At 37.1% G+C, this 25,526-nt stretch carries 30 protein-coding genes and 2 riboswitches; of the genes, 5 read left to right on the plus strand and 25 right to left on the minus strand.

Going from position 1 to position 25,526, the window contains the following annotated elements; translation table 11 throughout:
* Window positions 1-57 precede the first annotated feature (57 nt).
* The 8 genes from ACFQU5_RS08740 to ACFQU5_RS08775 form a co-directional block, all read right to left on the minus strand.
* Window positions 58-1,278, minus strand: a complete 1,221-nt coding sequence (locus ACFQU5_RS08740; protein ID WP_390286840.1) for a methyl-accepting chemotaxis protein — start codon at window positions 1,276-1,278, stop codon at window positions 58-60.
* Between the two features lie 156 nt (window positions 1,279-1,434).
* Window positions 1,435-1,875 (minus strand): GNAT family N-acetyltransferase, encoded by a 441-nt coding sequence (locus ACFQU5_RS08745; RefSeq protein WP_390286842.1) that lies wholly within the window; start codon window positions 1,873-1,875, stop codon window positions 1,435-1,437.
* Window positions 1,876-1,900: 25 nt separating this feature from the next.
* A complete protein-coding gene (locus ACFQU5_RS08750; protein WP_390286844.1) occupies window positions 1,901-2,878 on the minus strand; it encodes a bile acid:sodium symporter family protein in 978 nt (325 codons plus the stop codon).
* A 138-nt stretch (window positions 2,879-3,016) separates the two neighbouring features.
* Window positions 3,017-3,586, minus strand: coding sequence for a MerR family transcriptional regulator (locus tag ACFQU5_RS08755; protein ID WP_390286846.1), 570 nt, complete (start codon window positions 3,584-3,586; stop codon window positions 3,017-3,019).
* Between the two features lie 181 nt (window positions 3,587-3,767).
* A complete protein-coding gene (gene nrdF, locus ACFQU5_RS08760) occupies window positions 3,768-4,742 on the minus strand; it encodes a class 1b ribonucleoside-diphosphate reductase subunit beta (protein WP_390286848.1) in 975 nt (324 codons plus the stop codon).
* On the minus strand, window positions 4,730-6,823 hold the full coding sequence (gene nrdE / locus ACFQU5_RS08765; protein ID WP_390286850.1) for a class 1b ribonucleoside-diphosphate reductase subunit alpha: 2,094 nt from the start codon (window positions 6,821-6,823) through the stop codon (window positions 4,730-4,732). The genes nrdF and nrdE overlap by 13 nt, the downstream gene beginning before the upstream one ends.
* On the minus strand, window positions 6,820-7,179 hold the full coding sequence (gene nrdI, locus ACFQU5_RS08770) for a class Ib ribonucleoside-diphosphate reductase assembly flavoprotein NrdI (protein ID WP_390286852.1): 360 nt from the start codon (window positions 7,177-7,179) through the stop codon (window positions 6,820-6,822). The genes nrdE and nrdI overlap by 4 nt, the downstream gene beginning before the upstream one ends.
* The gene (locus ACFQU5_RS08775; protein WP_390286854.1) at window positions 7,176-7,400 is read right to left on the minus strand and encodes a glutaredoxin family protein; all 225 of its coding nucleotides are present in this window, start codon (window positions 7,398-7,400) and stop codon (window positions 7,176-7,178) included. The genes nrdI and ACFQU5_RS08775 overlap by 4 nt, the downstream gene beginning before the upstream one ends.
* Before the next feature lie 200 nt (window positions 7,401-7,600).
* Window positions 7,601-7,780, minus strand: a riboswitch (cobalamin riboswitch).
* Between the two features lie 124 nt (window positions 7,781-7,904).
* Here ACFQU5_RS08775 and ACFQU5_RS08780 point away from each other — a divergent pair.
* A complete protein-coding gene (locus ACFQU5_RS08780; protein ID WP_390286856.1) occupies window positions 7,905-9,344 on the plus strand; it encodes a bifunctional metallophosphatase/5'-nucleotidase in 1,440 nt (479 codons plus the stop codon).
* A gap of 48 nt (window positions 9,345-9,392) precedes the next feature.
* Here the strand turns inward: ACFQU5_RS08780 and ACFQU5_RS08785 are convergent, their stop codons facing one another.
* Together ACFQU5_RS08785 and ACFQU5_RS08790 are read right to left on the minus strand one after the other, a co-directional pair.
* Window positions 9,393-9,527 carry a YjcZ family sporulation protein gene (locus ACFQU5_RS08785; protein ID WP_390286858.1) on the minus strand — a complete coding sequence of 45 codons (135 nt, stop codon included), beginning with the start codon at window positions 9,525-9,527 and terminating at the stop codon, window positions 9,393-9,395.
* Window positions 9,528-9,679: 152 nt separating this feature from the next.
* On the minus strand, window positions 9,680-10,282 hold the full coding sequence (locus tag ACFQU5_RS08790) for a LysE/ArgO family amino acid transporter (RefSeq protein WP_390286860.1): 603 nt from the start codon (window positions 10,280-10,282) through the stop codon (window positions 9,680-9,682).
* A 98-nt stretch (window positions 10,283-10,380) separates the two neighbouring features.
* On the opposite strand from ACFQU5_RS08790, the gene ACFQU5_RS08795 reads away from it, so the two are divergent.
* Complete coding sequence (locus ACFQU5_RS08795; protein ID WP_390286862.1) at window positions 10,381-11,823, plus strand: aminotransferase-like domain-containing protein; 1,443 nt, start codon at window positions 10,381-10,383, stop codon at window positions 11,821-11,823.
* A gap of 77 nt (window positions 11,824-11,900) precedes the next feature.
* Here ACFQU5_RS08795 and ACFQU5_RS08800 read toward each other — a convergent pair whose 3' ends face one another.
* The 7 genes from ACFQU5_RS08800 to ACFQU5_RS08830 all read right to left on the minus strand — a co-directional run bounded on the left by ACFQU5_RS08800 (window position 11,901) and on the right by ACFQU5_RS08830 (window position 16,980).
* Window positions 11,901-12,419 (minus strand): DNA topology modulation protein, encoded by a 519-nt coding sequence (locus ACFQU5_RS08800; protein ID WP_390286864.1) that lies wholly within the window; start codon window positions 12,417-12,419, stop codon window positions 11,901-11,903.
* Between the two features lie 22 nt (window positions 12,420-12,441).
* Window positions 12,442-12,906, minus strand: coding sequence for an NUDIX domain-containing protein (locus tag ACFQU5_RS08805; RefSeq protein WP_390286866.1), 465 nt, complete (start codon window positions 12,904-12,906; stop codon window positions 12,442-12,444).
* Window positions 12,907-12,946: 40 nt separating this feature from the next.
* Window positions 12,947-13,612 (minus strand): HAD family hydrolase, encoded by a 666-nt coding sequence (locus ACFQU5_RS08810; RefSeq protein WP_390286868.1) that lies wholly within the window; start codon window positions 13,610-13,612, stop codon window positions 12,947-12,949.
* A gap of 63 nt (window positions 13,613-13,675) precedes the next feature.
* Window positions 13,676-14,050 (minus strand): hypothetical protein, encoded by a 375-nt coding sequence (locus ACFQU5_RS08815; protein WP_390286870.1) that lies wholly within the window; start codon window positions 14,048-14,050, stop codon window positions 13,676-13,678.
* A 412-nt stretch (window positions 14,051-14,462) separates the two neighbouring features.
* Window positions 14,463-15,029, minus strand: coding sequence for a copper resistance CopC family protein (locus ACFQU5_RS08820; RefSeq protein WP_390286872.1), 567 nt, complete (start codon window positions 15,027-15,029; stop codon window positions 14,463-14,465).
* Between the two features lie 85 nt (window positions 15,030-15,114).
* Window positions 15,115-15,585, minus strand: coding sequence for a FixH family protein (locus ACFQU5_RS08825; protein ID WP_390286874.1), 471 nt, complete (start codon window positions 15,583-15,585; stop codon window positions 15,115-15,117).
* Window positions 15,586-15,609: 24 nt separating this feature from the next.
* Window positions 15,610-16,980, minus strand: a complete 1,371-nt coding sequence (locus tag ACFQU5_RS08830; RefSeq protein WP_390286876.1) for a PepSY-associated TM helix domain-containing protein — start codon at window positions 16,978-16,980, stop codon at window positions 15,610-15,612.
* Window positions 16,981-17,160: 180 nt separating this feature from the next.
* On the opposite strand from ACFQU5_RS08830, the gene ACFQU5_RS08835 reads away from it, so the two are divergent.
* Both ACFQU5_RS08835 and ACFQU5_RS08840 read left to right on the plus strand, forming a co-directional pair.
* Window positions 17,161-17,955: a sensor histidine kinase gene (locus tag ACFQU5_RS08835; RefSeq protein WP_390286878.1), complete on the plus strand. Its 795-nt coding sequence runs from the start codon at window positions 17,161-17,163 to the stop codon at window positions 17,953-17,955.
* Complete coding sequence (locus ACFQU5_RS08840) at window positions 17,955-18,605, plus strand: response regulator (protein ID WP_390286880.1); 651 nt, start codon at window positions 17,955-17,957, stop codon at window positions 18,603-18,605. Before ACFQU5_RS08835 ends, ACFQU5_RS08840 begins: the two co-directional genes overlap by 1 nt.
* 87 nt (window positions 18,606-18,692) lie before the next feature.
* Here the strand turns inward: ACFQU5_RS08840 and ACFQU5_RS08845 are convergent, their stop codons facing one another.
* From ACFQU5_RS08845 to ACFQU5_RS08875, 7 genes are all read right to left on the minus strand, one after another.
* A complete protein-coding gene (locus tag ACFQU5_RS08845; protein WP_390286882.1) occupies window positions 18,693-19,892 on the minus strand; it encodes a GTP-binding protein in 1,200 nt (399 codons plus the stop codon).
* 83 nt (window positions 19,893-19,975) lie between these two features.
* On the minus strand, window positions 19,976-20,245 hold the full coding sequence (rpsN, locus tag ACFQU5_RS08850) for a 30S ribosomal protein S14 (protein WP_390286884.1): 270 nt from the start codon (window positions 20,243-20,245) through the stop codon (window positions 19,976-19,978).
* Between the two features lie 73 nt (window positions 20,246-20,318).
* Window positions 20,319-20,468: a 50S ribosomal protein L33 gene (gene rpmG / locus ACFQU5_RS08855; RefSeq protein ID WP_390286886.1), complete on the minus strand. Its 150-nt coding sequence runs from the start codon at window positions 20,466-20,468 to the stop codon at window positions 20,319-20,321.
* Window positions 20,469-20,710: 242 nt separating this feature from the next.
* Window positions 20,711-21,148 (minus strand): acyl-CoA thioesterase, encoded by a 438-nt coding sequence (locus ACFQU5_RS08860; protein ID WP_390286888.1) that lies wholly within the window; start codon window positions 21,146-21,148, stop codon window positions 20,711-20,713.
* Window positions 21,124-21,360 carry a hypothetical protein gene (locus tag ACFQU5_RS08865; protein WP_390286890.1) on the minus strand — a complete coding sequence of 79 codons (237 nt, stop codon included), beginning with the start codon at window positions 21,358-21,360 and terminating at the stop codon, window positions 21,124-21,126. The genes ACFQU5_RS08860 and ACFQU5_RS08865 overlap by 25 nt, the downstream gene beginning before the upstream one ends.
* Window positions 21,361-21,620: 260 nt before the next feature.
* A riboswitch (cobalamin riboswitch) is annotated at window positions 21,621-21,796 on the minus strand.
* A 281-nt stretch (window positions 21,797-22,077) separates the two neighbouring features.
* The gene (locus ACFQU5_RS08870; RefSeq protein ID WP_390286892.1) at window positions 22,078-22,446 is read right to left on the minus strand and encodes an iron chaperone; all 369 of its coding nucleotides are present in this window, start codon (window positions 22,444-22,446) and stop codon (window positions 22,078-22,080) included.
* Window positions 22,447-22,563: 117 nt separating this feature from the next.
* Entirely contained in the window at window positions 22,564-23,397 is an 834-nt protein-coding gene (locus ACFQU5_RS08875; protein WP_390286894.1) for an SPL family radical SAM protein, read from the minus strand.
* Between the two features lie 376 nt (window positions 23,398-23,773).
* On the opposite strand from ACFQU5_RS08875, the gene ACFQU5_RS08880 reads away from it, so the two are divergent.
* A complete protein-coding gene (locus ACFQU5_RS08880) occupies window positions 23,774-24,550 on the plus strand; it encodes a serine/threonine protein kinase (protein ID WP_390286896.1) in 777 nt (258 codons plus the stop codon).
* A gap of 292 nt (window positions 24,551-24,842) precedes the next feature.
* Here ACFQU5_RS08880 and ACFQU5_RS08885 read toward each other — a convergent pair whose 3' ends face one another.
* Window positions 24,843-25,394: a PepSY domain-containing protein gene (locus ACFQU5_RS08885; RefSeq protein WP_390286898.1), complete on the minus strand. Its 552-nt coding sequence runs from the start codon at window positions 25,392-25,394 to the stop codon at window positions 24,843-24,845.
* Window positions 25,395-25,526 lie beyond the last annotated feature (132 nt).

A 25,526-nucleotide genomic window follows, 5' to 3' on the forward strand; every position in this document is an offset into this window, starting at 1 on the left:
AAAAAAATGAGCATCATCCGATTGAATCGGTTTGACACTCATCTAACAATCAGCTCTTTACTTACTTACCATTTCTTGCAATTTGTCTGCAACTTCTGCCAAGTCAATGAATGATGCGGACACATCATTCATCGCATATGAAGTTTGTTCAGATGCTGCTGCAATTTCCGACATTTTCGATGTAGAATTTTGAGCTAATTGTGAAACATCCTCAAATGACGCATTTACCTGTTCCGTACTAGCGGACATTTCTTCAACAACTGCGGATAGCTCTTGAGTTTGGGCACTGACATTCTCAATAGACGCTAAAATTTGAGTAAATGTTTTTCCTGTTACCTCGACTAGTTCTAATCCGTTTTTTGTTTCCTCTGTCGCTCTATTTGTCATCTCATAAGCTTGATTCGTATCCTGTTGAATTAACTTTATAATTTCTTCGATTTGTTTTGATGCTTCTTTTGACTGTTCTGCTAAGAGCCTTACTTCATTCGCAACAACAGCAAATCCTTTTCCATGCTCCCCCGCTCGCGCAGATTCGATTGCTGCATTTAATGCTAATAGATTCGTTTGATCAGCTATACCCGTAATAACTCCGATAATGCTGCCAATTTTCGTCGACTTACTTTCCAACTCTTTCATAACCGAATTCGTTTCATTATTTACTTGATAGATCGAATTCATTTGCTCATCAATTTTTTGAATATAGTTATTGCCTAAATTGGCTTGAGTGGTAGTTTCGGAAGCTGACTCAGCCACATTGCTTGTCGTTTGAGCAACTCGACCAATCCCAATCGTAATCTCACTCATTGCTGTAGCACTTTCTTGAATGTTCTTACCTTGAATATCTACACTGCTAGCTACCTCTTGAATTGAAGCAGCCATTTGGCTTGTTGATCTATTTGTTTGCTCGGTAGACAATTTTAAATTGTTTGATGATGCGACTAATTGTCCTGATAAGCGATTTAATTGAACAAAAATAGTTTTAAGATTTTCCCCCATACTTCGCAAAGATTGAGATAACTCCCCAAACTCATTTTTTACGTTTGGCGCTTCATCTATTTGTAGTTCACCATCCATCATCTGTCTCGCCATCTGCAGCGTTTTTTTCATTGGAAGTGTAATAGATTTATATGTATAGAATGTAACCATCACAAGGATGACAATCCCCACTGCACTTATAATGGTAGTTACCGTAGATGTTGCAAATAGAAGATTGACTACTAATAAAACTACCAACAATATATTTCCTATAAAAAGTCCATTCGTCGCTTTAATGCCCATGTCGTTCAACAACTCCTTTAAAATTTTTCCCTATAACAAAAGTAACACTTTTCTGAATCCTTATCTATAGACCTAAAGATACTCAAAGTGCGACTTTTGTATAACGAAAAAGGAAGTACTTTAGTCCATACTCCCCATCAATAATCATATTATCTTTTACCTTACCCATTCATAAAGGATATCCGGAAGTCCCTCTTCATTATCATGATTTCTTCCGATAATCCGAAAACCGTGCTTTTCATAAAACTTTTGGGCATTTTTATTTACATCGAAGGTATATAAAGTGAGTTTCCCAGAAGATTGTTCTTTTGCTCTTTCTAGTAGTATTACGCCTATTCCTTGACCTTGATAATCTACATGAATGTAGAGCTGGCTGATTTCACAATCATTATATGCGATCAGTCCTACAACCTGTTGATTCAGTACGGCTAGTTCCACTCTGTACTGAGGATATAAAATATGGTTTAAGTACTCCACATGATTTTCAAAACTATGAATTTCCTTTTGACCAATAGCTTTTTCTTTACTATTTCTCCACATTTCAACCGATTGTTCAGCATAATTGCTATTGTATGAAATTACGTTGATTGTAGACATTCTTCTCATACTCCCCCTTTTCTTGCTAGACTACCTTCTCTTTAGTAAGTGGCTCTTCGTCAGATAGAAATTTTTCATTATACTTTTCTAGGACTCTACTAAACTGTGAGGCAAGTATCTGCTGAAACAGCATACCAAACACTACTGGCATCACAACCTTAGCCGGAAAGTAAGTACTTGCAATAACCACGCCAACAGCAATATTCCGCATTCCACCCGTGAAAACAATTGTTGTAATAATCTCGTAGTCTTTGAATAAGAAATGACCTAGTACTAAACACATCATATAACCAAACACAGCGAGCAATAAAACAACCGAAATGATTCCCACAATCTCCCATGTGATATTTTTCAGGAAGGGGGCAACAGCACTGCTGTTAATGGCAACAATCAAAAATATACTTAGCTTTTGAAAAGGTGCGAGAGTTTTACCAAGAGTATGGTCTATTTCACCTTTCGTCCACTCATTTAGCAATACTGCTGCAATCGAAGGCAATACAACCATCCAGAATAAATCCAACATGATTGACATTGTATTAATTGCAACTGTTTCTCCTACTACAAGGTGAATTAATGCTGGTAATACGAGAGGAGAAAGAATTGTATCAATTAAGATAATGGAGAGGCAAAGTGGGAGGTTTCCCTTACAGATACTTGCCCAGATAAAGCTTGTTACTCCAGTAGGGACAGCGACTGATAAAATAAACCCGATGACTAATAAATGATCATCAAATAAAAGATTTGAGATAAAATACGCCCATAATGGCATAAGTATATGTAGAACAGCGATGGTTGTTAAAATAACCCAAGGATACTTCACGAAGCTTCTTAAACCTTGAAAGTTCAAACTTAAACTTCCGGCAAATGTCATAAATGCAAATAAGAAAGGCACAAGAAATACCAATTCCCCCCCGACATCTTCCAGTAGAACACCCGCTATTAAGCTGAGAGGAGTTAAAATCGGCATTAATCTTTGGAGACGTTTATCCAATTCAGCTAACATCGAAAGCCTTCTTTCTAAGGTAATTTATATACTTAACTATACGCCTATTTTCATTAGTTAGTAAACAGTCGTTTAGCACAAAAATAGCCTGCGTCATACTATCCGCAAGCTTTCACAATTTGTTATATAATTGATTTTTCATTTCCAAAACTGCCACCATATTTTTTTCTTCTGCTCACTTTCTCTTTCCGCCTCGGCTGCCGCGGCAAGCTGTCTTCTTGTTTCCATGGATTCCTTCATCGCAAACATTAATTTTTTGTCTCTTTCCTCAATGCTGTTTTTTATATAGTGCTCTTGTTTGATCAATTGCTCCAATAATTTTTTATTGAACTCCATTTGATCATTCTTGAATGTAGTAAACTCTGTAAGCAGTTGGTTATAATCAAAATCTGAAGAGGTCGATTCATTATTAACTTTTTCCTCTTCACTGTCCACGTCCAATCCTAGCGTAACCTTCACAGCTTGTTCTAAAGTCAACGAGCTTGAATTTTTGAGGTGAATAATTCTCTTAATGATTTCAATGTCTTGTTGATAGTAAAGCCGGTGTCCATTTCTATTTTTTTGAAAATTGTAATTATAGTTTTGCATTAGCGTGCAATATCTTCTCAAGGTTTTTTCGTGAATACTTAATATTTTACTCACCGTTGCCGTATTATAAATAAGCTCTTCACTTGTTGATGTTTCTGATACTACTGTTAATTCAGACATACATATCACCCCTTACATCATACAATTCGCAAAAAAATACTATAATCCTTTAATAATCGTTCTACAAATATAGACATAAAATTCAAACACAAAACAGAGGAAATTTAATAGCTCTCAGATGAATCTTAATTTAACTAGAAAAACCTCACAGAAGCTTTACTGCTTCTGTGAGGTTTCATTTTTATATTCTATTTTTGAAATCAAATGTGTCATCCGTTATAGGAGCCATTTTCGCTTTTGCGTAGCTGGATCCTTTCTGACTAAAGAAATCATAAGTCGACCCTTCATTGCGGATACCGTTCATTACAATCGGATTTACTTCTTCTTCAGGGAACATTGGATCAAATCCGACGTTCATTAGCGCTTTATTGGCGTTATAACGAACATAGGCTTTTACGTCTGGTGAAAGGCCTGTTTCTGCATACACATCATCTGTATAGCTCATCTCATTTTGATATAAGTCCAATAACAGTTCATATCCCCATACCGTTAACTCATCTTGCTTTTCCTTAGTAAATTGCTTGAAAAGATTTTGAGCGAAGAACCCTACTGCAAGACCATGAATGGATTCATCACGCAAAATGAGCGAAATCACTTCTGCTGAATTACGCAGAATTCCTTGTCCACCTAAATAAAGAGGATAGAAAAAGCCCGAATAGAATAAGAAAGATTCTAGCATCACCGAGGAGAACATGGCTTTCCATAAGCTTTCTGGATTTCCTTCTTCAATGGCGTTATAGATATCTCCTATTTTGTTTGCCTTGTATTGAAGATATTCGTTTTTCTTAACCCACTCGAACAATTCATCAATTTCAGCGTTGGTACAAAGAGTTGTAAAAATATAAGAATACGATTTTGCATGAATCGCCTCAAAAGCTCCAAATACTGTGAAGACTGCTTTTTCTTGTAAATCTGTTGCATACGTAGCAATTTGGTTCATTCCGATATTCGTTTGAACCGTATCAAGTAGTGTAAGGCCAGCAAATACCTTTTTATAAGTCTCTTGATGTTCAAAACTTTGCCACTGCTTTACATCTTTACTAACGGCAATTTCTTCTGGAAACCAGATTTGTTTCCATTGCTGGTCCCAAAATATTTGAGCGAGCTCACTCGTCGGTTTATTCCAATTGACTGCCTCATAGACTAGATTTGACATGCCACACACTCCTCTAATGTTTGTAAACGTTGTCGTACATAGTAAACCGACTTAATGCCACGCATCCAAGCGTAAATATAGATTTTCGCTAACTGCTCAGTTGTCCAAGCATCCGTTACATAGAGGGTCATTGAAATCCCTTGATCGACATGCTTTTGTGCCGCAGCATATAAATCAATGAGGTCATAAGCATTGACATCATAGGCTTCTACGTACAGGTGAGCATTGTCATTCGTTAAATATGGCATTGGGTAAATCGTACGGCTATCTGCATAATCACGCACTTCCACGCGTTCGGTGCATGGTGAAATGGATGCCGTGCATGATCTGATATAACTAATCGATCCAGTCGGAGCAACAGCCAATCTATATGAGTGGAATAATCCATATTCTTTCACGTCTTCCGCTAACTCTTTCCACATATTCGCTGTAATAATCGGCACATTTCCAAGAGCACGAATAGATTCTGGTAGATACTCTTTTTCTTCTTTGTTGATATATGATTCAAAGTAGTTGCCGTTTGCATACTCACTCTCTTCGAATTGGTAGAACGTCTCACCACGCTCTTTTGCAATTTCCATTGAGCTTTTAAGAGAGTAATAGTTAAGCGCCTCCATAAATCCATCGATAAAGTCAATGGATTCCTTCGAACCATACAGGATTCCTTGTGTCACTAAGTGGCCATGCAAATTCATAACGCCAAGTCCTACTGAGTGCATCAATTTATTTGCTTTCGCAACAGATGGAACGTTTTTAATATGCGTCATTTGAGATACATTGGTTAAAAGACGCATTGCTGTATCCACTAATTTACCAAAATCAGCTACTTTACTTGCTTCATGCATATCTATTGAGCCGAGATTACAGGATACATCTAAGCCATACTCATTTGGTTCATCTTGGTCTGTGATAATACTCTTTTGCTGAAGCTGTAAAATTTCCGTGCACAAATTCGACATTGCTACGCGACCAATATTTTTTAGTGGATGCACTTCATTTACATTATCATCAAAGATTTCAAATGGGTAACCAGATTCAAACTGGGCTTTTTTCACTTCTGTATAAAGCTTCCTTGCATTAAGCCGTTTGATTTTGCGTATTTTTGGGTTATCCAGCAATTCATAATACATCTCTGAAATTGAAATTTCGGACATTCGTTTACCATATTCTTTGTAAATATCATATGGACTAAAGAGCACAATGTCTTTATCTCGTTTCATGAGCTCAAAGAAAATGCTCGGAAGGATGATGCCTGTTGATAATGTTGCCAGGCGGATTTTATCGTCAGCATTCGGTTTTTTGGACGAGATAAAATTCTCAATATCCGCGTGGAATATATTTAAATAGACAACCCCTGAACCGTTGCGTTGTCCAAGTTGATTCGAATAACTGAAAGAATTCTCCAACAATTTAGCAACCGGGATAACACCACTCGCACGATTTAAAATTCCTTTAATGGGATCTCCAAGTGGACGCAAGTCAGTTAAGTTTACACCCACACCGCCACCGAGACGAGATAACTCCAAACAATACCCGATGTTTTCAGCAATGCTATTCATCGAATCGTCCATTGATAGTTTAAAACAGCTTACCAGCTCCCCACGAGCTTTCTTTCCACTATTTAAAGCTGTTGGTGTAGCAGGTTGGTAAGCTTCCATCATGGCTTCCACAGCCCGTTCTGCTAAATCTGTATTCCCTTGTGCTAAATACAAAGCAATAATCACAATTCGATCTTCGTATTTTTCAAGAATCTCTTCACCATCACGGCTCTTCATCGCATAACTGTCGTAAAATTTGCTTGCACTCATAAAAGAGGGGAATCGGAAGTTGTAATCGTATGCTTTTTTATATAAATGTTTAATAAATTCTAAGTCATACTGTTCAATAAATTCTTTTTCGTAATACCCTTCCTCTACTAAATAACGAATCTTTTCTTCAATATCAATAAAGTATCGTAAGCGAACGTTTACATATTCTAAAAAGTAGCGCCGTGTCGCTTCTCGATCCTTTTCTAGTTCAAGCTGTCCTGTCGTGTTATATCGATTCAGCACATCATTATTTAGTTTCAAAAATGTTTTCATCCAATGACCCTCTCTTCATAAAACTGTTGAATGACTTCATAATCTCCTCTGTATCCGCGCAAATCTAATTTGCGTACTAGAGGGACTTGGTAGCGTGATGCAATTTTTTCCCCTGCACCACCAAATACGTGATGGCCAAAGTTGCTATTTCCACTGACAACTACACCTTTACAAAGGGTTCCATTTTGTTCCAAAAAATGAGCAACCCTCACTGGAATATCCCCAAGCCCGTCTGTATATGTAATTAATAGAAAGGGCTTGTCCAACTGTAATCCTTCCTCAATCTCAATTGCTTCACCCTGTATTTTGGAAACAACATAACGGACGTTTCCGGTTCTGCTAGCATAAGCAATCACCCTGCAACCAGTTCAATATGAGAAACAATCTCTTGAACATCTCCAATCAACTGGCCATCAAATTCTAAAACAGGTACAGTAAAGAAGCCTGCATCTATGATGGTTTGCTTCGCCTGCTCATTTTCATCAATATTGACCACTTCTACTTCAAGACCTGCTCTCTGTAATTCTGATTTTACCCACATGCATTTTGGACAAATGGTTTTTGTATATAGTTTCATCTAATCCTCTCCTCTATTAAATTTTTTCTCTACTTCAATACCACTTTGTACATCGTGTAAACAGCAGAAGAAAAATACATTTTTCAGCCCTATGGCAAAAATAAAAAGCCACCCCTTCGAAAAGAGATCGCCTTAAAATGGAAACGCCCAAATGTATAGAAAATAGGTAACGTCCCCATCTCTCAATCCCCGAAGAAATGATTGTTCTGTTTTACTAGGCAGGTCTCCTGGCTTAGCTTCGTCCTCTGATTCCCTTCCCGTGATATACACACAGTGGCATCGAATCATCGTTAGCATTACAGTTGCGGGGACAGCGTTGGATTCTCACCGAACTTCCCTTTTAAACTACATATAGTAGTACCCAATCAAAACAAACACAATATATAGATTTAATTTACGAAATTAAGTGTAGCATATATTCTAACATGGTGTAAATAAGTCTATTTTCGTTTACCATACTAAATATATGCTATTAAAAAATTGCAAGCAAAAAGAGGTGAAGCAATGACTTCCATACTAATTACAAGCGATTTACACGGACGACTGGATCGTTTTAAGCCTTTGGTCAATCAAATGAAAGCATTAAATCCAGATTTAGTGATTGATAACGGAGATTTTCTTGATGGTAGCCCCGCTACTTTTTATTACAAGCATATCGATAAAAATTTACATCCAATGATTAAACTTGCAAATGAAATCTATGATGTGGCAGTTTTCGGTAATCATGAATTTCATCATAATCTATCAGCTATTCAAAATTTGGGTTCTGAGTGTTATTTCCCTTGGATTAGCTGTAATATTGGCGAATTTGCTAAACCTTACTTTATAAAGAATATTCGTGGCAAAAAGTTTGTCGTAGTAGGTGTAACCACCCACTTTACCCCCGTTTGGGACGAGTACGGATATGTGAAGGACCTTAACTTTGAGGATGCCCTGAAAGCTTTACAATATTGGGTGGATTATGTAGTGACAAATGAGAATCCGGATTATCTTATTGTTTCCTACCATGGCGGCTTTACCGAAGATCCATTAACAGGTACGGTATATCAGGAACGAGTCGGTGAAAATCAAGCAAACGAAATTTTAGAAGCCATTACCGGAATTGATTTACTCATTACAGGTCACCAGCATTTATATATCAATGAAAAAATTCAAGATACAATTATTATTCAACCAGCTTCTCATGGAATTGGATTTTTCGAGGTACAAATAGATTTTGAACAAGGGCATAGTTATGCAATCTTTCACCAACTGGAGGAAGATCAACTCTCTTGCTCTTATCCAAATGAAGTAGAGAACTGGCTAGATCAGGAGCTTACATACATCCAAAGAGATTATTCTTATAACGGGTTATTAACTTCACGACTTTCGAGCCATCCCTTTATACAGCTAATACATGACATGCAACTCAAAGCGACAGATGCTCAAATCTCTGTTTGCGATCTTTTGTATATGGAGACTGGCGGATTGAACGGCAGGATTACAAATCGCGATTTATTTATAAACGCACCACGAGAACATAAATTAAGGGTTATTTTATTAGCAGGAATTGAAATTAAACAGCTAATAGAGCAAAGTGCAGCCGTATTAGCGATGAATCAGAATGGAGAGATTGATTTTAGCACAAATGTTTATCCTCACACACCTATGCCATATCAGTACGATTTTTGGGGTGGGATTTCCTATCTAATTGATATAAGGGAGCCGGTTGGTCATCGTGTAAAGAATATGATTTTCAAGGGTGAGTCTTTGGAAAATGAACACTACTATCGTGTTGTATTGAATAGCTATCGGTTAACAGGGTATGACTTTCCTTTACTAAAAAATAGGAAAATCCTTAGTGAAACAATACAAACAGTTCCTTTTTTATTTAAGGACTATTTACAATCTGGCTTCCCTTCTGTCGTCCCAGATCACGGAAACTTTAAAGTGATATATTTGTAAAGCCCTCCGAAGAATTCGGAGGGCTAATTTTTATACTTTTTTAATTAATTAGTAGTCATATCCACCATTAAAGTAGTATGCACCAACAATAATTAGAAGAATGAATAGTACTACTAATAAAGCGAACCAAGAGCTATTTCCACCACTGCTGTATTCGTACTCACCGCCTACATTTTTACCCATTCCAAAACACCTCCTCAATTTCGAACTCAGTACAATATATGCACCCAGGAAGAAGTGTTCTAGACGAATGTATTGGTGTAAATGCCTAATTTGAATGAACAGCCTCATTCACTTAGCTAATATCCCCTGTTTGAAAGGGCTCATTAGACATACTAAAAAATAGTGATAAATAAATACAATGCCGTTCCCCATATAAAAATGGCCGAACATTTATTAAATAAAATAAAGATTCCTGTTGGTATATGTATCTTCTTTAAATTTGCTCCTATAATCGCCAAACCAAAAAACCAGATCCAGGAGACCACTATACAAGCAACTGTAAACATGACTTGTTCTTCCCCGCTATATTTCATGGCACTTGTTCCAATGACGCCAATTGTATCTAGTAATGCATGGGGGTTCAGCAATGATACAGAAAGAGCAAAAACAATTTGCTTTCTCACCTGCAAGGAAGTTTCCCCTTCGACATTTGCGGCTGGCGATGTCCAGATCACTTTCCCCATATAGATTAGAAACAGAATTCCTCCTGCTAATAAAACGATTCGAAGCCATTCAAATTGCAGCACAATCAAAGATAGTCCCAGAATAGCAAGTACAATCAAAACCGTATCACAAATCGCAGCAGTAATTGCTGCCGGTAAAGCTTTAGCTAACCTTGGTTGTGTAACGCCTTGAGTAAAAACAAATATATTTTGAACACCTAAAGGCAAGATAAGTCCAAACGCGAGTAGTATACCATGAAGTAAAGGTTCCATCTTTCAAACTCCTTTCCTCTCTATCATACATGTGATATAAATAGAAAAAAGGTCCAATTGGACGGTTTTATTCCCATCCAATCTAAAGGAGATAACATATGAACTGGCAACCGAATCGTTCCCTAACCACGAGCTTATCGAAACAAATTGTTCAATGGATGACAGAACAAATACAAAATGGTGAGTGGCCTCTTGGAACGAAATTGCCTCCACAACGTAAGCTTGCACTATCTCTTGGCGTAAACCGCAGTACACTTCAAGAAGCAATTGATGAACTGAAGGCGAATGGCCTGTTATCTTCCAAAACGGGCTCAGCTACGTATGTATCGAATGATTCCTGGAATGTGCTTGTGAAACAGAAACAAACAAATTGGCAGCACTATATCGAATCAAGCATCCATAAAGCAAACTATCAAACGATTCAATTGATTAATGAATTTGAGCAAGACGACACCGTCATTCGATTAGGCACAGGTGAACTTAGCCCCTCATTATTACCAACAGCTGAACTTCAAAGATCACTTAGCGAGGTACAATTGGACGGAAAAGCAATTGGCTATTCATCTCCTCAAGGAAATTTCAGTTTGCGTCAAGCCATATGCCAATATGTTAGAAAGCGGGGAGTCGAAACGTCGCCTGAAAATATTTGCATTGTCTCCGGAGGGCTTCAAGCACTTCAATTGATTGCACTTGGACTACTGGAAACAGGCTCATTTATTTTTCAAAACCATTTTTCTTATTTAAATTCCATTCATACTTTTCAATCTTTTGGAATGAATCTATATTCCCTGGAAGACAATCAACTTACCGCTGAGACAATCGAACGAATTCGCAAAAAGAGACAAGCCATTTTGTATACAATTCCTACACTTCATAATCCAACCGGCAGCAGTATGACTTTAGAAGCGAAAAAAAGTTTATATGCTTTGAGTGAAGCAGTACAATTACCAATGATTGAAGATGATGTTTATTTTGAATTACTTTTTGATGAACCAACTCCGGCTATTAAATCCTTCGATAGATCAGGCCAGGTTCTATATATTGGCAGCGTATCAAAAACGTTAAGTCCGGGCTTGCGGATTGGTTGGGTAATTGCCTCCACACCTATCATTAAACGTTTAGCAGATATTAAAATGCAAATGGATTACGGCTCCAGTGCGATTTCACAGCAAATCGTCGAATACTGGTTACGGACAGGCAGATATGAAAAACATATCGAACACTTAAAAGCGGAACTGAAAATGCGTGCCGAGCTCATGGATAACTTATTAAACCTATATTTTTGCAACATGGCTTCTTGGGAATCTCCCAAAGGAGGATTTTATATATGGTTAAAATTCCACGAACCGATTGTAACAACCGAATTATTTAGGAGGTTACTTAAGAAAAAAGTGCTTATAAATCCCGGTTATATTTATGCACCGAATGATTCCCGGCATATCCGCCTTTCCTTTGCATATAGTTCGGAAATGGAATTGAGGAAGGGAATCGAGATTCTTTACCAAGAAATAAATCAGTTCCTTAAAGTAGCTCCAATTTAACAGGGCGAGTTTTTATGTGGGGAAAATAGGATATAAAAATCCCTGGTTATCAAAACCAGGGATTTCACATTAGGAGCTTAATTCAATATGACTTTTATTTTATTTAAAAAGTGATCTACCTCTTTTAGGGAAGTTAAAGTAATTATTTCTTTTTCACGAGGGAGCAATTCCAATTTTTTCACTATGGCTGGCTTTTTTGTTCTTGGATATTTCCACACCCATTTTAGAAATTCAAGATCGAGCCTCTCTTCGCAACCTTCTCCCATGTCCGGCCGAGTCTTTTTTCTGTATTGAATTCTCCGTTTGAATACTCGATACGCACAAATCGTTCTTGGAATATCTAGAAAAATGATTGTATCTGCTTTGTTCAAGCGAATGTCCATTGTTCCGCCATAATTCCCATCAAAGATCCAACTTTCATTTTCCACTAAATCACTTTGAACCATTTTCTGTTCTTCTCTTGACGTGCCTACCCATCCAGGTTTCCAAAATAGTGCATCCAAATGATAGACTTCAATCTTTAAGATTTTGCCTAGCTCTCTGGCTAATGTGGATTTTCCTGAACCACCAGAGCCAATAATTGCAATCTTTTTCACTGATTTTCTCCTTGGCTTTGAATTAATTAATATCTCCTAAATAGACCGGTAAATCCTTACCTTCGATATAATCAATGATGTACTCTCGCATTGTTTGAGGGTATAGTCTAAAGCTTAATAACTCAGACAACGGCAACCATTCAACCCCAATTTGCCCTTCGTCAGGGATGATCCCATTGCCGATGTCCCGGCTTTCTTCTATCACCTTACATAAAAACATATATTCCGTTTGATGCACTTCTGAATCAAACTCAAAATGCTCATGATTTTTCCCAATGTATTCTCGTATGAATAGTAGAATGCCTATTTCTACTTCAGCATTAATCTCCTCAATACACTCTCTCTTTAAAGTTTGATGAAGATTTTCTCCATGTTCCTGACCGCCGCCAGGTAAAATATAATAGTAGCCATCTTTATCTTCTTTTTTAATGGCTAAAATGTTTTCATCTTGAATAATAATTGCCTTTGCCGAGTTTCGAATTGGCATTTTTGCTACCTCCATTTTAAAATGCAAATTTAGTTTTCTATCATCTGTTTATTTCTTGAATGATTAATAGCAACTCATTTAAATCTTCTATCATAAAATCAGCCTCAACTTGTTTCCATTGGAAATCATTTTTCCACACGCCAACCATTCCTACATTCTTAGCAGCCTTAATATCATTTTCAGGATGATCCCCTACATATAAACTCTCATTTGGGGCCAAATCCAAATGCCTTAATGCTTTTCGGAAAATTTCTGGGTTTGGTTTTTTCATGCCTTCCCATTCAGAAATGAGGATTGCTTCGAAATATTGCTCAATCCCTAATGCGCGGATATTATTCATCTGGAACTGCCCTTTCCCATTGGTAATCATCCCCAACCGAATTGAATGAGCTTTTAAACTTTCCAACGTACTAATCAGATTAGGAAAAGGGATACAGCATTTGTAAAACTCAGTAAAGTAATCTTGAAGCAGCATCTCCCAAGATAATTCTCTTATCTTAAATTCATCGACCATTTCTTGGTACACTTTATCCTTCCAGACATACCCCCGACAATCCAACTTTATAAATCTAGAAATGTACTTTTCTTTCGGGATGTGGCCCAAGCATTCAATCAAACGAGTATATTGATCCTCTATAAACTTTTGGACCGATGCATCTCTATCTAGCAATGTACCGTCTAAATCAAAAATTACTGCTTTAATCATACAGATTCACACACCTTGATAATTATTCTCCCTAAATACCCCTTATTTTGCCAAGTTTCTTATTTACCTTTGATCTTTGTTTACTCTTAATTTAATTTCCTCCATTTTTTGATAGAAACTCTCTTCTAAATCAATATCTAGGTAGTTTGCAAATTTAACTAGGTATGCAATACAGTCTGAAAGTTCCTTCCCGATATTTTCTTTATGAACGCTTTTAGCCATTTCGAATGCCCTATCCTCATCCATACCTTCATCTACGGCTAGTTTGTATGTCTTATTAAAAATCGCTCTAAATTCCTCAGCAACCTCACTAACTTCTGTCGTCAGCAGCATATAATTATGTAATATGGAAGCTTTTGATTCCTTATAATTATCATCAGAAATTTCCCAATTCATTTCTTTTTGGAAGTTACTCAAAAACGCTTGTATATCCCTCACAAAAAACACCTCTAATTAATCGTTTCAAAGATTATTTTAACATAAATATCCAATAGTAAAATAAAGGTTACTTCTCATGGACTGAACTTACTTATTTGAATCCAATAGTGTCCGCGAGTTTGCTTATCGCGGATGGTATTTCTCTTTGGCCGATTCGGTTCCGTGATATTAAAAGAGCAATTGCTTAGAAATAATGCAACTGTCACCTTGTATCCTGAGCATATTAAAAATGGACGTTTTGGGAAATTTAGAAGGAATTTTATTTATTCCAACAGTCAAATCCCCAACAACTATAAATTTCACACTTGATCAACATGATTTGAAATTTGTAATGTACTTAAAATAAGCATTAAAAAACGCATTTTACAACTGTAAAATGCGTTTTGCTATCACTATGAAATCCAGCAAATAGCTATTTTTTTCTTCGCATAACAAGGACAGATCCAATAATAACTACTAGTAACACAATAATGATTACTGGAATTAAAGGTGAAGTTTTTTCATTATCCTCTGTTTCCGCCGCTACTTGTTCAGAAGTTGCTTGCTCATTATTTTGTTCTACCTCTTGAGTACTTTCTTCTTCTGCCTGTTCTGTCTCACCTAATGCTTCGGATACAGGATTGGAATCAGTTACATTCACTGTAAATGAATATTCTCCTTCCATCAGGTGACCATCCGCTCCAATAATGCTCCAATTTATAAGATACTCTCCATTTTCCAATGGATTTGCAACTGTACCTGACATAATTCCTTCATTTATTGAAATCTCTTCAATAGAGATGTTTTGTCCCTCACTATTACTTAACTCAAACGAACTACTTTGCTCAATTTTCCCTTCAAAATTCAAAGTAATTTCACTTAGTTCTTCTGTCACAACTTGCCCATCTGCCGGTGAAGAGCTTCCTAGGTGTGTATGGGCAAATGCGTTTGTCGAAGTAGCGAATACGAACAACAATGTAGCAAGTAATATTTTCTTCATTGTAGAACCTCCATAAACAAATGATTTTTATAAAAAGCTGTCTTCCAATAAACCCGTTTACATCGCACTAAAACCATCTGTCATCTTAATGATGATGTTCATGACTGCCTTCAGTTGCAGGTAAATCCTTTTGCAGAAAATCTAAATCCTCTTTCGATAATTCCCCAACGACAAACTGCATTTGAGGCGAAATGATGGAACCGTTCTTACTTGCGTGAACTTTGAGGAAATAGAGACCGTCACTATTAAATTCCTTGCTTATAGCATAAATACCGTTGCCCATTTCCTTAGCCGGCTCCATATTATAATGGAGCGTGCCGTCTTGTTTCCATATCTCAAAGTGAACATAATCGGCACCATTCACTTTTTTTCCATCTTGTGTTAGAACAACTTCAATCGTTTCCTGCCGATCATCAAAAAAGGAATCCGGTAAAATTACTTCCGCTTCTAGTGGACTTTCCTTTTTGTAAAGGTCGGCAACATCTTCCTTGAGTGAACATGCACTTAGCAGGATGCACGACATCAAAACAAACAGCAAAAGCTTCATTTTCTCCATGGTATACTACATCCTTTATGTTTTTTATGCATTCATAAATTTCTTGACCGCAGCAATTCTCTGGATTACTAATAAGTCAAGAACCCACACGAATATAAGCGATAATCCAACAAGTGGGAAGAGTATACCTAAAGCTATTAAGATGAACATGAAAGTCTTCGCTTTTGTAATACTTGGTGCTTTGGGTGCTCCCATTTCTTTTGTGGGTTTGCGTTTAAGCCATAAATAGAATCCACTCACTACTACCAATATCATTCCTAAACAAATCAGAAGACTAACAATTTGGTTGATTAACCCAAATTGAGTACCCTTATGCAGAGTAATACCCCAAGCAACAATCTTTCCTGCTAATCCATAATTATCATATCGGTAATCAGCCAAGACTGCCCCGGAATACTGGTCGATGTGCATAGTTACTTCGTCCTGAGCTTTTGGAGGAAAGGCTGATAAGGTGTAAACTCCCTCTTTATCATTCGGGATGTATATCGTATAACTAGGGTGTATACCCTCCCTTTTTGCAGTTTGCACTACATCATCGATTGGAAGTGTAGTAAAACCTTGAATATCCGAAGCTGGTACATCAAGCGTTTCTGCTGCCCAAGGCACTTCTGCTATATCCTTTGTTTTAACATCAGTTGAAGGAGCATTCCCTATCCATACTGAAGGTGGGTATCCCTCTCCAGTATTCGTGACGATTGATTGGAAGTTATTCCCCCAAAAGCCGGACCACGGTAATCCTGTCATTATTAAAAACAGCATCCCTGCTGTAATCCAGAAAGCAGGAACGGCATGCAAATCTCTTCGCAAAATCTTTTTCCCTTTATCAAACCTTGGGATGATGACACCAAATATGTTCTGTTTTTTGCGTGGGTACCACAGAAACAAGCCTGTGACGATTAGCACTACTGCCCAACAGGCTACTAATTCTACAATACGATCACCTATAGTGCCTGCCATCAATTCTCCATGGAATTCCTCGATTCTATCCATGATGCGATCTTCATTATTTAAAGTTCCTAACGAATCACCTGTATAAGGATCAATAAAGACGGTAAGAGACTCATTATTTTGACTTATACCAACTTCACTTGAGCGAGAAGCGGATTCACCAGGTCGATAGGTTGTGACTAACCCATCCGGATATAACTCTTTTGCTTTCTCAATTTGTTGGGATGCCGGCAATTTATCTCCATTTGGTGTGACTACCCAGTAGTCTTGGTATATATTTTGTTCAATCTGAGGCTTGAATAAATAAATTGATCCCGTTATTGCCAGAATAAGAAGAAAAGGGGCAAAAATTATTCCAGCATAAAAATGCCACCTCCATATCGTACGATACACCGAATTACCGGGTTGTTTCTTATTTTCGCCGGAGGGGCTTTGAACTGTTCCCATCGTACTGCTCCTTATTAAAATATTTTTGAATTGATAGCCTAAGCTATCTACCATAATTTTTTCCTAGCTAATTGTAAGTTCACAACGTATTTAATGTAAATAGCTCAACCGGGCTATCAAGAAGTTCGATTTTTTAGTTATACTTAGGATAGACTTAGATTTATTAAGGAGAGAACTTGCTTGTCTTATCGCCTTTTACAGTTTCTTAGTGTACTTTTGCCTACAATATTAATTGGTGGATTCGAATATATTCGCCATGATTTTCTTTTGCACTCTCTATCAATGGAAGCAGGAAATTTATATATTACGATTCTTACATTCGTGCTTTCCCTTTTATTTTCAATCTGGATGTTTCGGACGATTAAAGCAATGAATGACAAGCTTGTTAATGAACAATCCAAACGGGCCGTATATGAGGAACGGGAAAGACTTGCTCGAGAGCTTCATGATGGGATAGCCCAATCCATTTTCTTTATGAATATCAAACTTAAACAAGGTGATATTGAAACAGCCACTCGCGCTCTTTCCACGATCGACAGCAATGTACGACAAGCGATTTTTAATCTTCGGTCCGAGCCTGAAATTAATGGCTCCCTTAGCTCAAGGATAACAAAATGGCATTCTGAATGGAGTGCTATAACGGGAGTGGAAGTAGAAGAGAATATCTCAATTCCCCACCATTTCTTTACAACAAAAGAAGAAATACTAATCTTCGCCATTATCCAAGAAGCTTTTGCCAACATCAGAAAACATGCAAATGCGTCTAAAGCGCTCATTACTATTAGGGATGTAAAAGATGGATGGGAATTAAAAATCGCCGATAACGGAAGCGGAATCGCTACTTCAAAGAAATCGAGCCGGCAATATGGTCTATCGATGATGGAGGAGCGTTCGAAACAACTTGGAGCAAACCTGCAAATTACAAATAACATGAATGGCGGAACCGAAATAATCATAACAAAGGAGAACCAATAATGCAGTGCTATAGTGTAATTATCGCGGACGACCATCCCTTGGCAAGAGAAGGGATTCGAAGTGTACTTGAGATGGATCAGTCGTTTTCCATTGTTGGCGAAGCTACTGATGGATTCGAAGCCTTGGAACTTTGCGGCCAATTCCAGCCGGACTTGATTCTATTAGATATCAACATGCCCAGGTTAAATGGACTTGAAGCAGTAAGAAGAATCCGATTATCGTATCCTCAAACACATGTTGTTATGTTAACAGTTTCAGATGATGTAAAGGATTTGTTCACGGCCATACAGTACGGAGCACAAGGATATTTATTAAAAAATATGGAGCCGGATGACTGGATTGAATATCTGCATGCTCTCCTAGGGAATCATCAAGAAATTTCCCGCGAGATTGCCAGCCGATTACTTAATCGCTTTCGTACTGGCAATATGTATGATGATGAACCTAGTCCCCTTACTTTGACACCCAGGGAGTGTGAAATCCTTTCCAGAGTTGCGGCGGGTGATACAAACAAGCAAATTGCGCAAAGCTTTTACATAGCAGAGAATACGGTAAAGAACCATATCAAAAATTTGCTTGAAAAACTCCAGCTAGATAATCGTGTGCAGCTTGCGGCTTATGCTGTAAGGCATGGGTTGATTTCGGACTAGTTCTAAATAATATTAAAAGCCAACCTTGACCAGGTTGGCTATGATACCCCAGACTGTTGACTCTTCCAATCTTTAAGGTATCTTTAATTAGGCTTCTTGAATAATCCACTTAAAGGGATCTTCTAACTCATCCCATGACCCATTGAATTCATCTGTTGTTAACAAACATTGATCTAACTCATGAGTAATTTTTTCTTTATCTAAATCAGTACCTATAATTACGATTCTTGTCATACGGTCTCCAAATTCCACATCCCACTCTTCTTGCACTTCAGGATTCACTGATAATACTTCCATCTGTTGTGCTTCTGATAGAGCCGCAACCCAATAAGAAACGGGCTCGATATTGACAGATGGGCCAGCCTGTGAGAATAAAATTGCATATTCATGATGAGCTGCACTCCAGACAATACCTTTTGCTCGTACGATAGAAATCGGCATCTGTTCACTCCATTCCTTAAAGCGTGCGGGATGGAAAGGTATTTTTCTTGTATACGAGAAGGATGAGATTCCATATTCCTCAGTTTCTGGGGTGTGATTTTCATGTCCTTGTTGTAATTCTTTCAGCCATCCAGCAGAACTGGCGACACTTTCAAAGTCGAATCGTCCTGTATTTATTATTTCGTTTGGATTAATATTCCCCTTTGTTGTTCGGATAATCTTTGCCTCTGGTTGCAAAGCACGAATGATTCGTTCTAATTTCACTAACTCTTCCTCTAATACTAAATCACATTTATTGAGAATTAAAACATCGCAGAATTCTATCTGGTCAATTAGCAAATCAGCTATATCTCGTTCGTCTTTTTCTCCTATAGCCTCTTTTCGCTCTAGCAAACTTTCTCCAGATTGGAAATCATGCCAAAAACGATTGGCATCCACAACCGTTACCATCGTATCTAATCTACAAAACTCTGGTAGATTAATTCCTGATTCTTCATCCACGTATGAAAATGTTTGAGCAACAGGAATGGGCTCACTAATACCCGTTGATTCAACTAAGATATAGTCGATGTTACCAAGGTCGACAAGATTCTTCACCTCAATTAGTAAATCTTCACGCAATGTACAGCAAATACAACCATTTGATAATTCAACAAGCTTTTCTTCTGTTCTCGAAATCCCTCCACCCTTTTCTACAAGTTCGGCATCGATGTTTATTTCACTCATATCATTCACGATTACTGCTACTTTTAGGTCCTCTTTATTTTGCAATATATGATTTAAAACAGTTGTCTTTCCAGAGCCGAGATAGCCGCTTAGAACCGTTACCGGGATTTTATTTGTCATATTATCTGTCTCCTTAAAACCTCATTTAATAAAAATACTGTGTTCTCATTTTGGAAATGTGGTAAATCTAAAATTCTTTCTTGTTACCAGCTGGATTTTTTTATTCCAGGAATTTGGCCTTTATGGGCATACTCTCTAAAAGCAATCCGAGACATCTTGAACTTTCTTAAATACCCTCTTGGTCTGCCTGTCACCTGACATCTATTCTTGAGCCTAGTTGGTGATGAATCCCTTGGAAGTTTCCGAAGTGCTTCATAATTTCCTTGCTCTTTTAATTCCCTTCTAATTTCGGCATATTTCTCCACCAACGCTTGACGCTTCTGTTCCTTTACAATCTTTGATTTTTTGGCCATCTTTATCACTCCTTATCCATAACAGCAATCATTACGATTTAATAAATGCCATACTTCTCCTTTAACAGAACGCTTATTTAGTTTCTCGATGTAAAGTACGCTTCTTTAGACGAGGACAATATTTCATCAATTCAAGTCGTTCTGGATTAGTCCGCTTGTTTTTAGTTGTAATATAATTTCGATCTCCTGTTTCTGTACAAGCAAGTGTAATTTTCACTCTCATTACTTACTCCTCCTCGGTTTATTTAGAAAACTGTAAATCGTAAACGTTACGATTTAGTTGCTAATCCGTATTATAAATAGTAATCATTACTATTTGCAAGCATTAAGTTAATTTCTTAAACTATTTCTTAAAGGTGAACCTACAAAAATAGCTGGACCCCTTATTGGATCCAGCTTAAATTCCGACGTATATCTTTTTATATGGAAGTAATAATCGAAAAAATTTATGGTTTTCTCACACGACTATTTCTTTCTCTGCTTTAACTCTTGTTGAAGCTTTACTCTTTCGTAGAGTTGTCTTTGTTCTTCTGTTTCAATTAAAACCTGAGGTACCTGACGGGGTTTCCCATTTTCATCAACGGCTACCATTGTCACAAATGATTCAGTTGTTAATATACTATTACCCGTTTTTACTTGAAAAGAAGTTACCCGGACAAATACAGTAATAGAAGTATTTCCTGTATAAACCACTGTACCTTCTAATTCCAATATATCACCCGCACGAGCCGGCGATAAAAAATCTACAGAGTCAATTGATACCGTTACAGTATTGCCACCTGCATGCTTCATTGACGTAATTGCTGCTATTTCATCTATATAAGCAAGTACTTTGCCTCCGAAAATTGTGCCCTGATGGTTTGTATCAGGTGGTAAAATTAAATGTGCTTGAACCGTTCGCATATATCCTCCTCATAACTTCTATCAGTATTGTATCCTGTTATTTCCCTTTTCACGTTTAGATAAGCATAGTTGATAATTTTATAATCCTCTTGGTTCTCACGAATTAAGTCTTCAAGTACTTGTTTTAAAGAATTTAACTGTCGATCTACCAATGCTTTCATAATATATTCTTTAAACTGATCCTCATAATAATATATAGATCGGGATGACATACATTTTCACTCCTTCGAAATACCTCCCAAAAACCCCTATAAAGCACTCATTCACGGTTTTCTCCTATAGAAGGATAACCAACTACAGTTCTTACGATAATCATGCAATACGCCTCCTTTTTCTACATAACCCCAAAAGAAAAAAGCTATTTCTATGTTGAGAAATAGCTTTGAAATATCTATGCATGCTAAAAAAGCGTAAATTGATTGACGATTTACTTTATTTCGCACAGAACACCACCTATTTCCACGTAGGTTTGGGTGTGTACTAGAATTAGGCAGGTCTCCTGACTTATCATCAATGCTCCTCATGCCTTCCCGTTTTCACAGTGGCTAACAGATTCGCTCCGAATTACAGTTGCGGGACAGTGTTGGATTTACACCAAACTTCCCTTTTAAGCTTATTCTCATAAGCACCTATTCTTACACGTTATGTAATTGGGTTCACTATATCATATACGGTTGATTTTATAAACTAAAATTTCAGACTCTTTAAGTTGATACGAGCTTTAACTCTATAAATTGAGGAATCCAATATCTCTTCCACATTCACTCCTCCAGTTTCAAAAATTAGACGAGGCACACAAATAGAAAATTTTTAAATTTGGTCAAATTAAAAAAGTTGGTTCCTCTATTAGTAACGAGAGACCAACTAATCAGCTATTAATTTATATACGAAATAAACTAGTTACATATTTAAACTATACATTCAATCGATTATTTCCGCCAAAAAGTTGTACATTCTGCCTTGTCCAAAATGTTAAATTCAATCATTTTCTCAAGGAGTTCATAATTTACCGACTCATTCCACTTTATTCGAAAAAGCCCTTTCGTAGCACTGTAACCAGCTTGTGCAATGTCCTCTGCAAAGTGTTCCATGCCGAATTCTTCAGGTGAAACGCTTAAATGTTGCTTGGCTGTAGAAAAGCCGATGATATATGTGCCGTGATCGGTAAACATAGGCTGATTCCATTTAAGTTCTGGTAGTAGTTGGGGGAACTTCTTTGTAATCCAACCGAAAATTTCTTCGACCCGTTCTCTATGTAGTGGGTCATCAATTTTCGCTGTATACTCTTCAAAAACCACTGTTTTATCACTCCCTAAAATAGTAGACACCCTCTTGACAATAATCATAACCAAAAGCAATACAATGGTGCAACTTATTATTGAGGTATTTAATTTTAGGTGGCTAGTTATAAAATTTTAACCTGGGAAAGCTTCTTGTTTTGAAACTCGTACCATTTCGCTAGGGAAGTATTTCTTAAAATACTTTTCTACCTTTACATGTAAATCTTGTTGATACCATTGTGCCAGTCCATGTTCTTGATATAACCTAGGCATTCCTAAACGCTCTGAACGTTTACCCATTGATCCATCACCAATACTTAACGTATCAATCCAAATATAATCTACAATTCCTTCCAGTACTTTCGGGAAATCCGGAGTAAATGGCAAAACGGGAGATATGGAGGCTTGAGTAGGTATCCCCGCATCATGAACTTCCTTCAAAACTTTTAACCTTAATTTAATCCCAGGAGCATAAGGGGCAAAGATCCTCTTTATATCTTCCCTGTCTGTTTCGATGGTCATTGATACAAGGACTTTGCATCGTTCTTTTAATCTTGCTATTAGTTCGATATCCCTTTCTATGAGTGGCCCTCTCGTTTGAATTTGGAGAAAGTCAGGTGGATTTTCAATCATTTCTACTAATAGCCCGCGCGTTATATTGGCTTTCCGTTCAATCGGTTGGTAAGGGTCAGTTGCAGAGGACATAAATATGTTCACCGGTTTATTTTTCTTACGAAGTTTCTTGATTTCATTCCGATAATTTTCTGCAGCATTCGTTTTGATATCCACCCATTCTCCCCAAGGAAGTTCTTTGAATCTTTGAATAGGCATTTCTCGGACATAACAGTACAGGCAGGAAAAACCACATCCGCTATATGGATTCAAGGAATGTGTAAATCCAACATCTAAATAACCTTTTGCTTCGGTTAATACTTTCCTGGAAAGTATTTCTTTTAACTGGATGTCCATCTACTCTCTCCTGTCTACTTGTAACCTTTTCGGCTCAGGCCTTACTCAAAATATAATGCGTTTCTTTTTCTACATCAACTAATCCTATAAAAAATAGTAGTTTCTATATAGGAAATATCTTTTCCAACTAATTAAATAAATAGATTGCAATATATCTTCTACATTGAAGTCCTATATTGTGTTGCCATCATTTTTCACTCCAATCATATTCCTTTGAGAGATTTAAATCACTAGTTATGACCTTTTAAGGTGATTATGATATTTTGTTATTATAGGGCCCTGGAAAATTAGTTTAATCCGGAAGAGTTAAATAAGAAGGTTTAGCTTATAAAATCTATTAAATCAATGAAGGACATAAAGGAGGGAGCACCCAATTTTGCGGGCAATTCGTAAATTTTATCAATTTTTGATAGACAAACCGATTGAAATTGGAACAGTTATGAACGATCATTATGAGATTTTGAGGGTTATAGGTACTGGAAGCTATGGGATTGTCTACTTGTGCAAAGATTTAATAACCAATGAGAATCGAGTGATTAAACAGCTTCGTCCAAGTAAAGGACGGAACAAACAGAACGTGGAAATGTTCGAAAAAGAAATCTCCCTTTTACGCAAGCTTGACCATAAAAAAATACCGATGTTATATGAAGCATTTTCAAGTAACGGGCATTTATTCTATGTAATGAGTTTTGTTGAAGGAGATAATCTAGAAGAACTCATATTTTCAAAAAAATTAACCTTTAACGAGAAAGAATCCTTACTCCTTCTTACACAAATGCTCGAATTTATAGACTATCTTCACATAAAAGACATTTACCACCAAGATTTACGTATTCCAAACGTATTGATAAGAAACAAGGAACTTTATTTGATTGATCTCGGGTTGGCTAAGTCGCCAAACCATCCAAAGGATACTGTCGAAATGAAGCAACAGGATTACTATGATTTAGGAGAAATACTATTATATTTACTTTATACAACGTACTCCTCCAACAAAAAAAAAGCCCTTCCTTGGACAGAAGAGCTTTCTTTAGAAAAAGAGACGATTCATTTGTTGAAAAGGCTACTACAGATTAAAAAACCCTACTCAAATACTCGTGAAATTTCAATCGATCTTCATACAGCACTTATAGCGAAGGAAAAAGTACAATAATCTAATGGAGCAGGATTAACTGCTGCTACGGCCCTTTCTTTTGTAGTAGTTACTTCCACTCATTGGATTTTGTCTATATCGTCGGTTACTGCTGCTGCTTCCTCTGCGATAGGTACTCCTTTTCCGATCACTGCTGCTGTTTCGGCGATAATGATTATGTCTTCGCTCACTGCTGCCATTGGAAAGTTGCTTAATTTGATCCATTATTTTTTTAAACATAGTTTACCTCTTTTCTTTTTTAGCTTTTTATATGTTTTTCCACTCTAACCTAATAAATGGCAATCGTATTTTTTTAGGATTCAGTACTGACCATAAGAATTGAACCAGTCATTGCATCAACATGGACATTGTACTCTCTGTTACCTTCTTCAATTTCCAGCTCATAGATTAAATGTTGGTCATCTTCATCCAGTTCGATTTCTTTTACATTCCCTTTTACCTCACCTAAGGCAAGTTTAATTGCTTCTTCCGGCATAATGACAGGAGCTGTTGAAGTAGTAGCAGACGCTCCAGCTGCAGGGTTGTTCACAGAAGCAGAAGTCAACAGATGATTCGTTTCTCGGCGGATAATATCTCCGTTTGAAGCATCCATCTCTATTTCCTCATAGCCAGTCTCCGTTTTAACGTTCATTGTGATAATGGATGGTGTGCCGAATTCCCAATCCCATTCTTTTGCAAAACTCAGCACCTCTCCTTTATCACGGACAAGGGCTTCCGCCTCTTTCTGCGTCAATTCACCCATCTTCTCAGCTGCAAAATAAATCCCGATGCCAATTACGGCAACAAGAAAAATGCCGGTAAAGCCTATAACCCATTTTTTGCTATTTACCAATAATTTATTCATCTGCCTTCACCCTCCATTTCGTTATCTTACTTTTATGATAACCAACGAAAATGAAATGAAGATGAATCTAAAATTAAAAACAAATTAAAAACGATTACTCGTTGATCCATCGTACAAACCTTTGTGTCATAA

The sequence above is a fragment of the Ureibacillus sp. GCM10028918 genome, assembly GCF_042666115.1.
Classification (GTDB): domain Bacteria; phylum Bacillota; class Bacilli; order Bacillales_A; family Planococcaceae; genus Ureibacillus.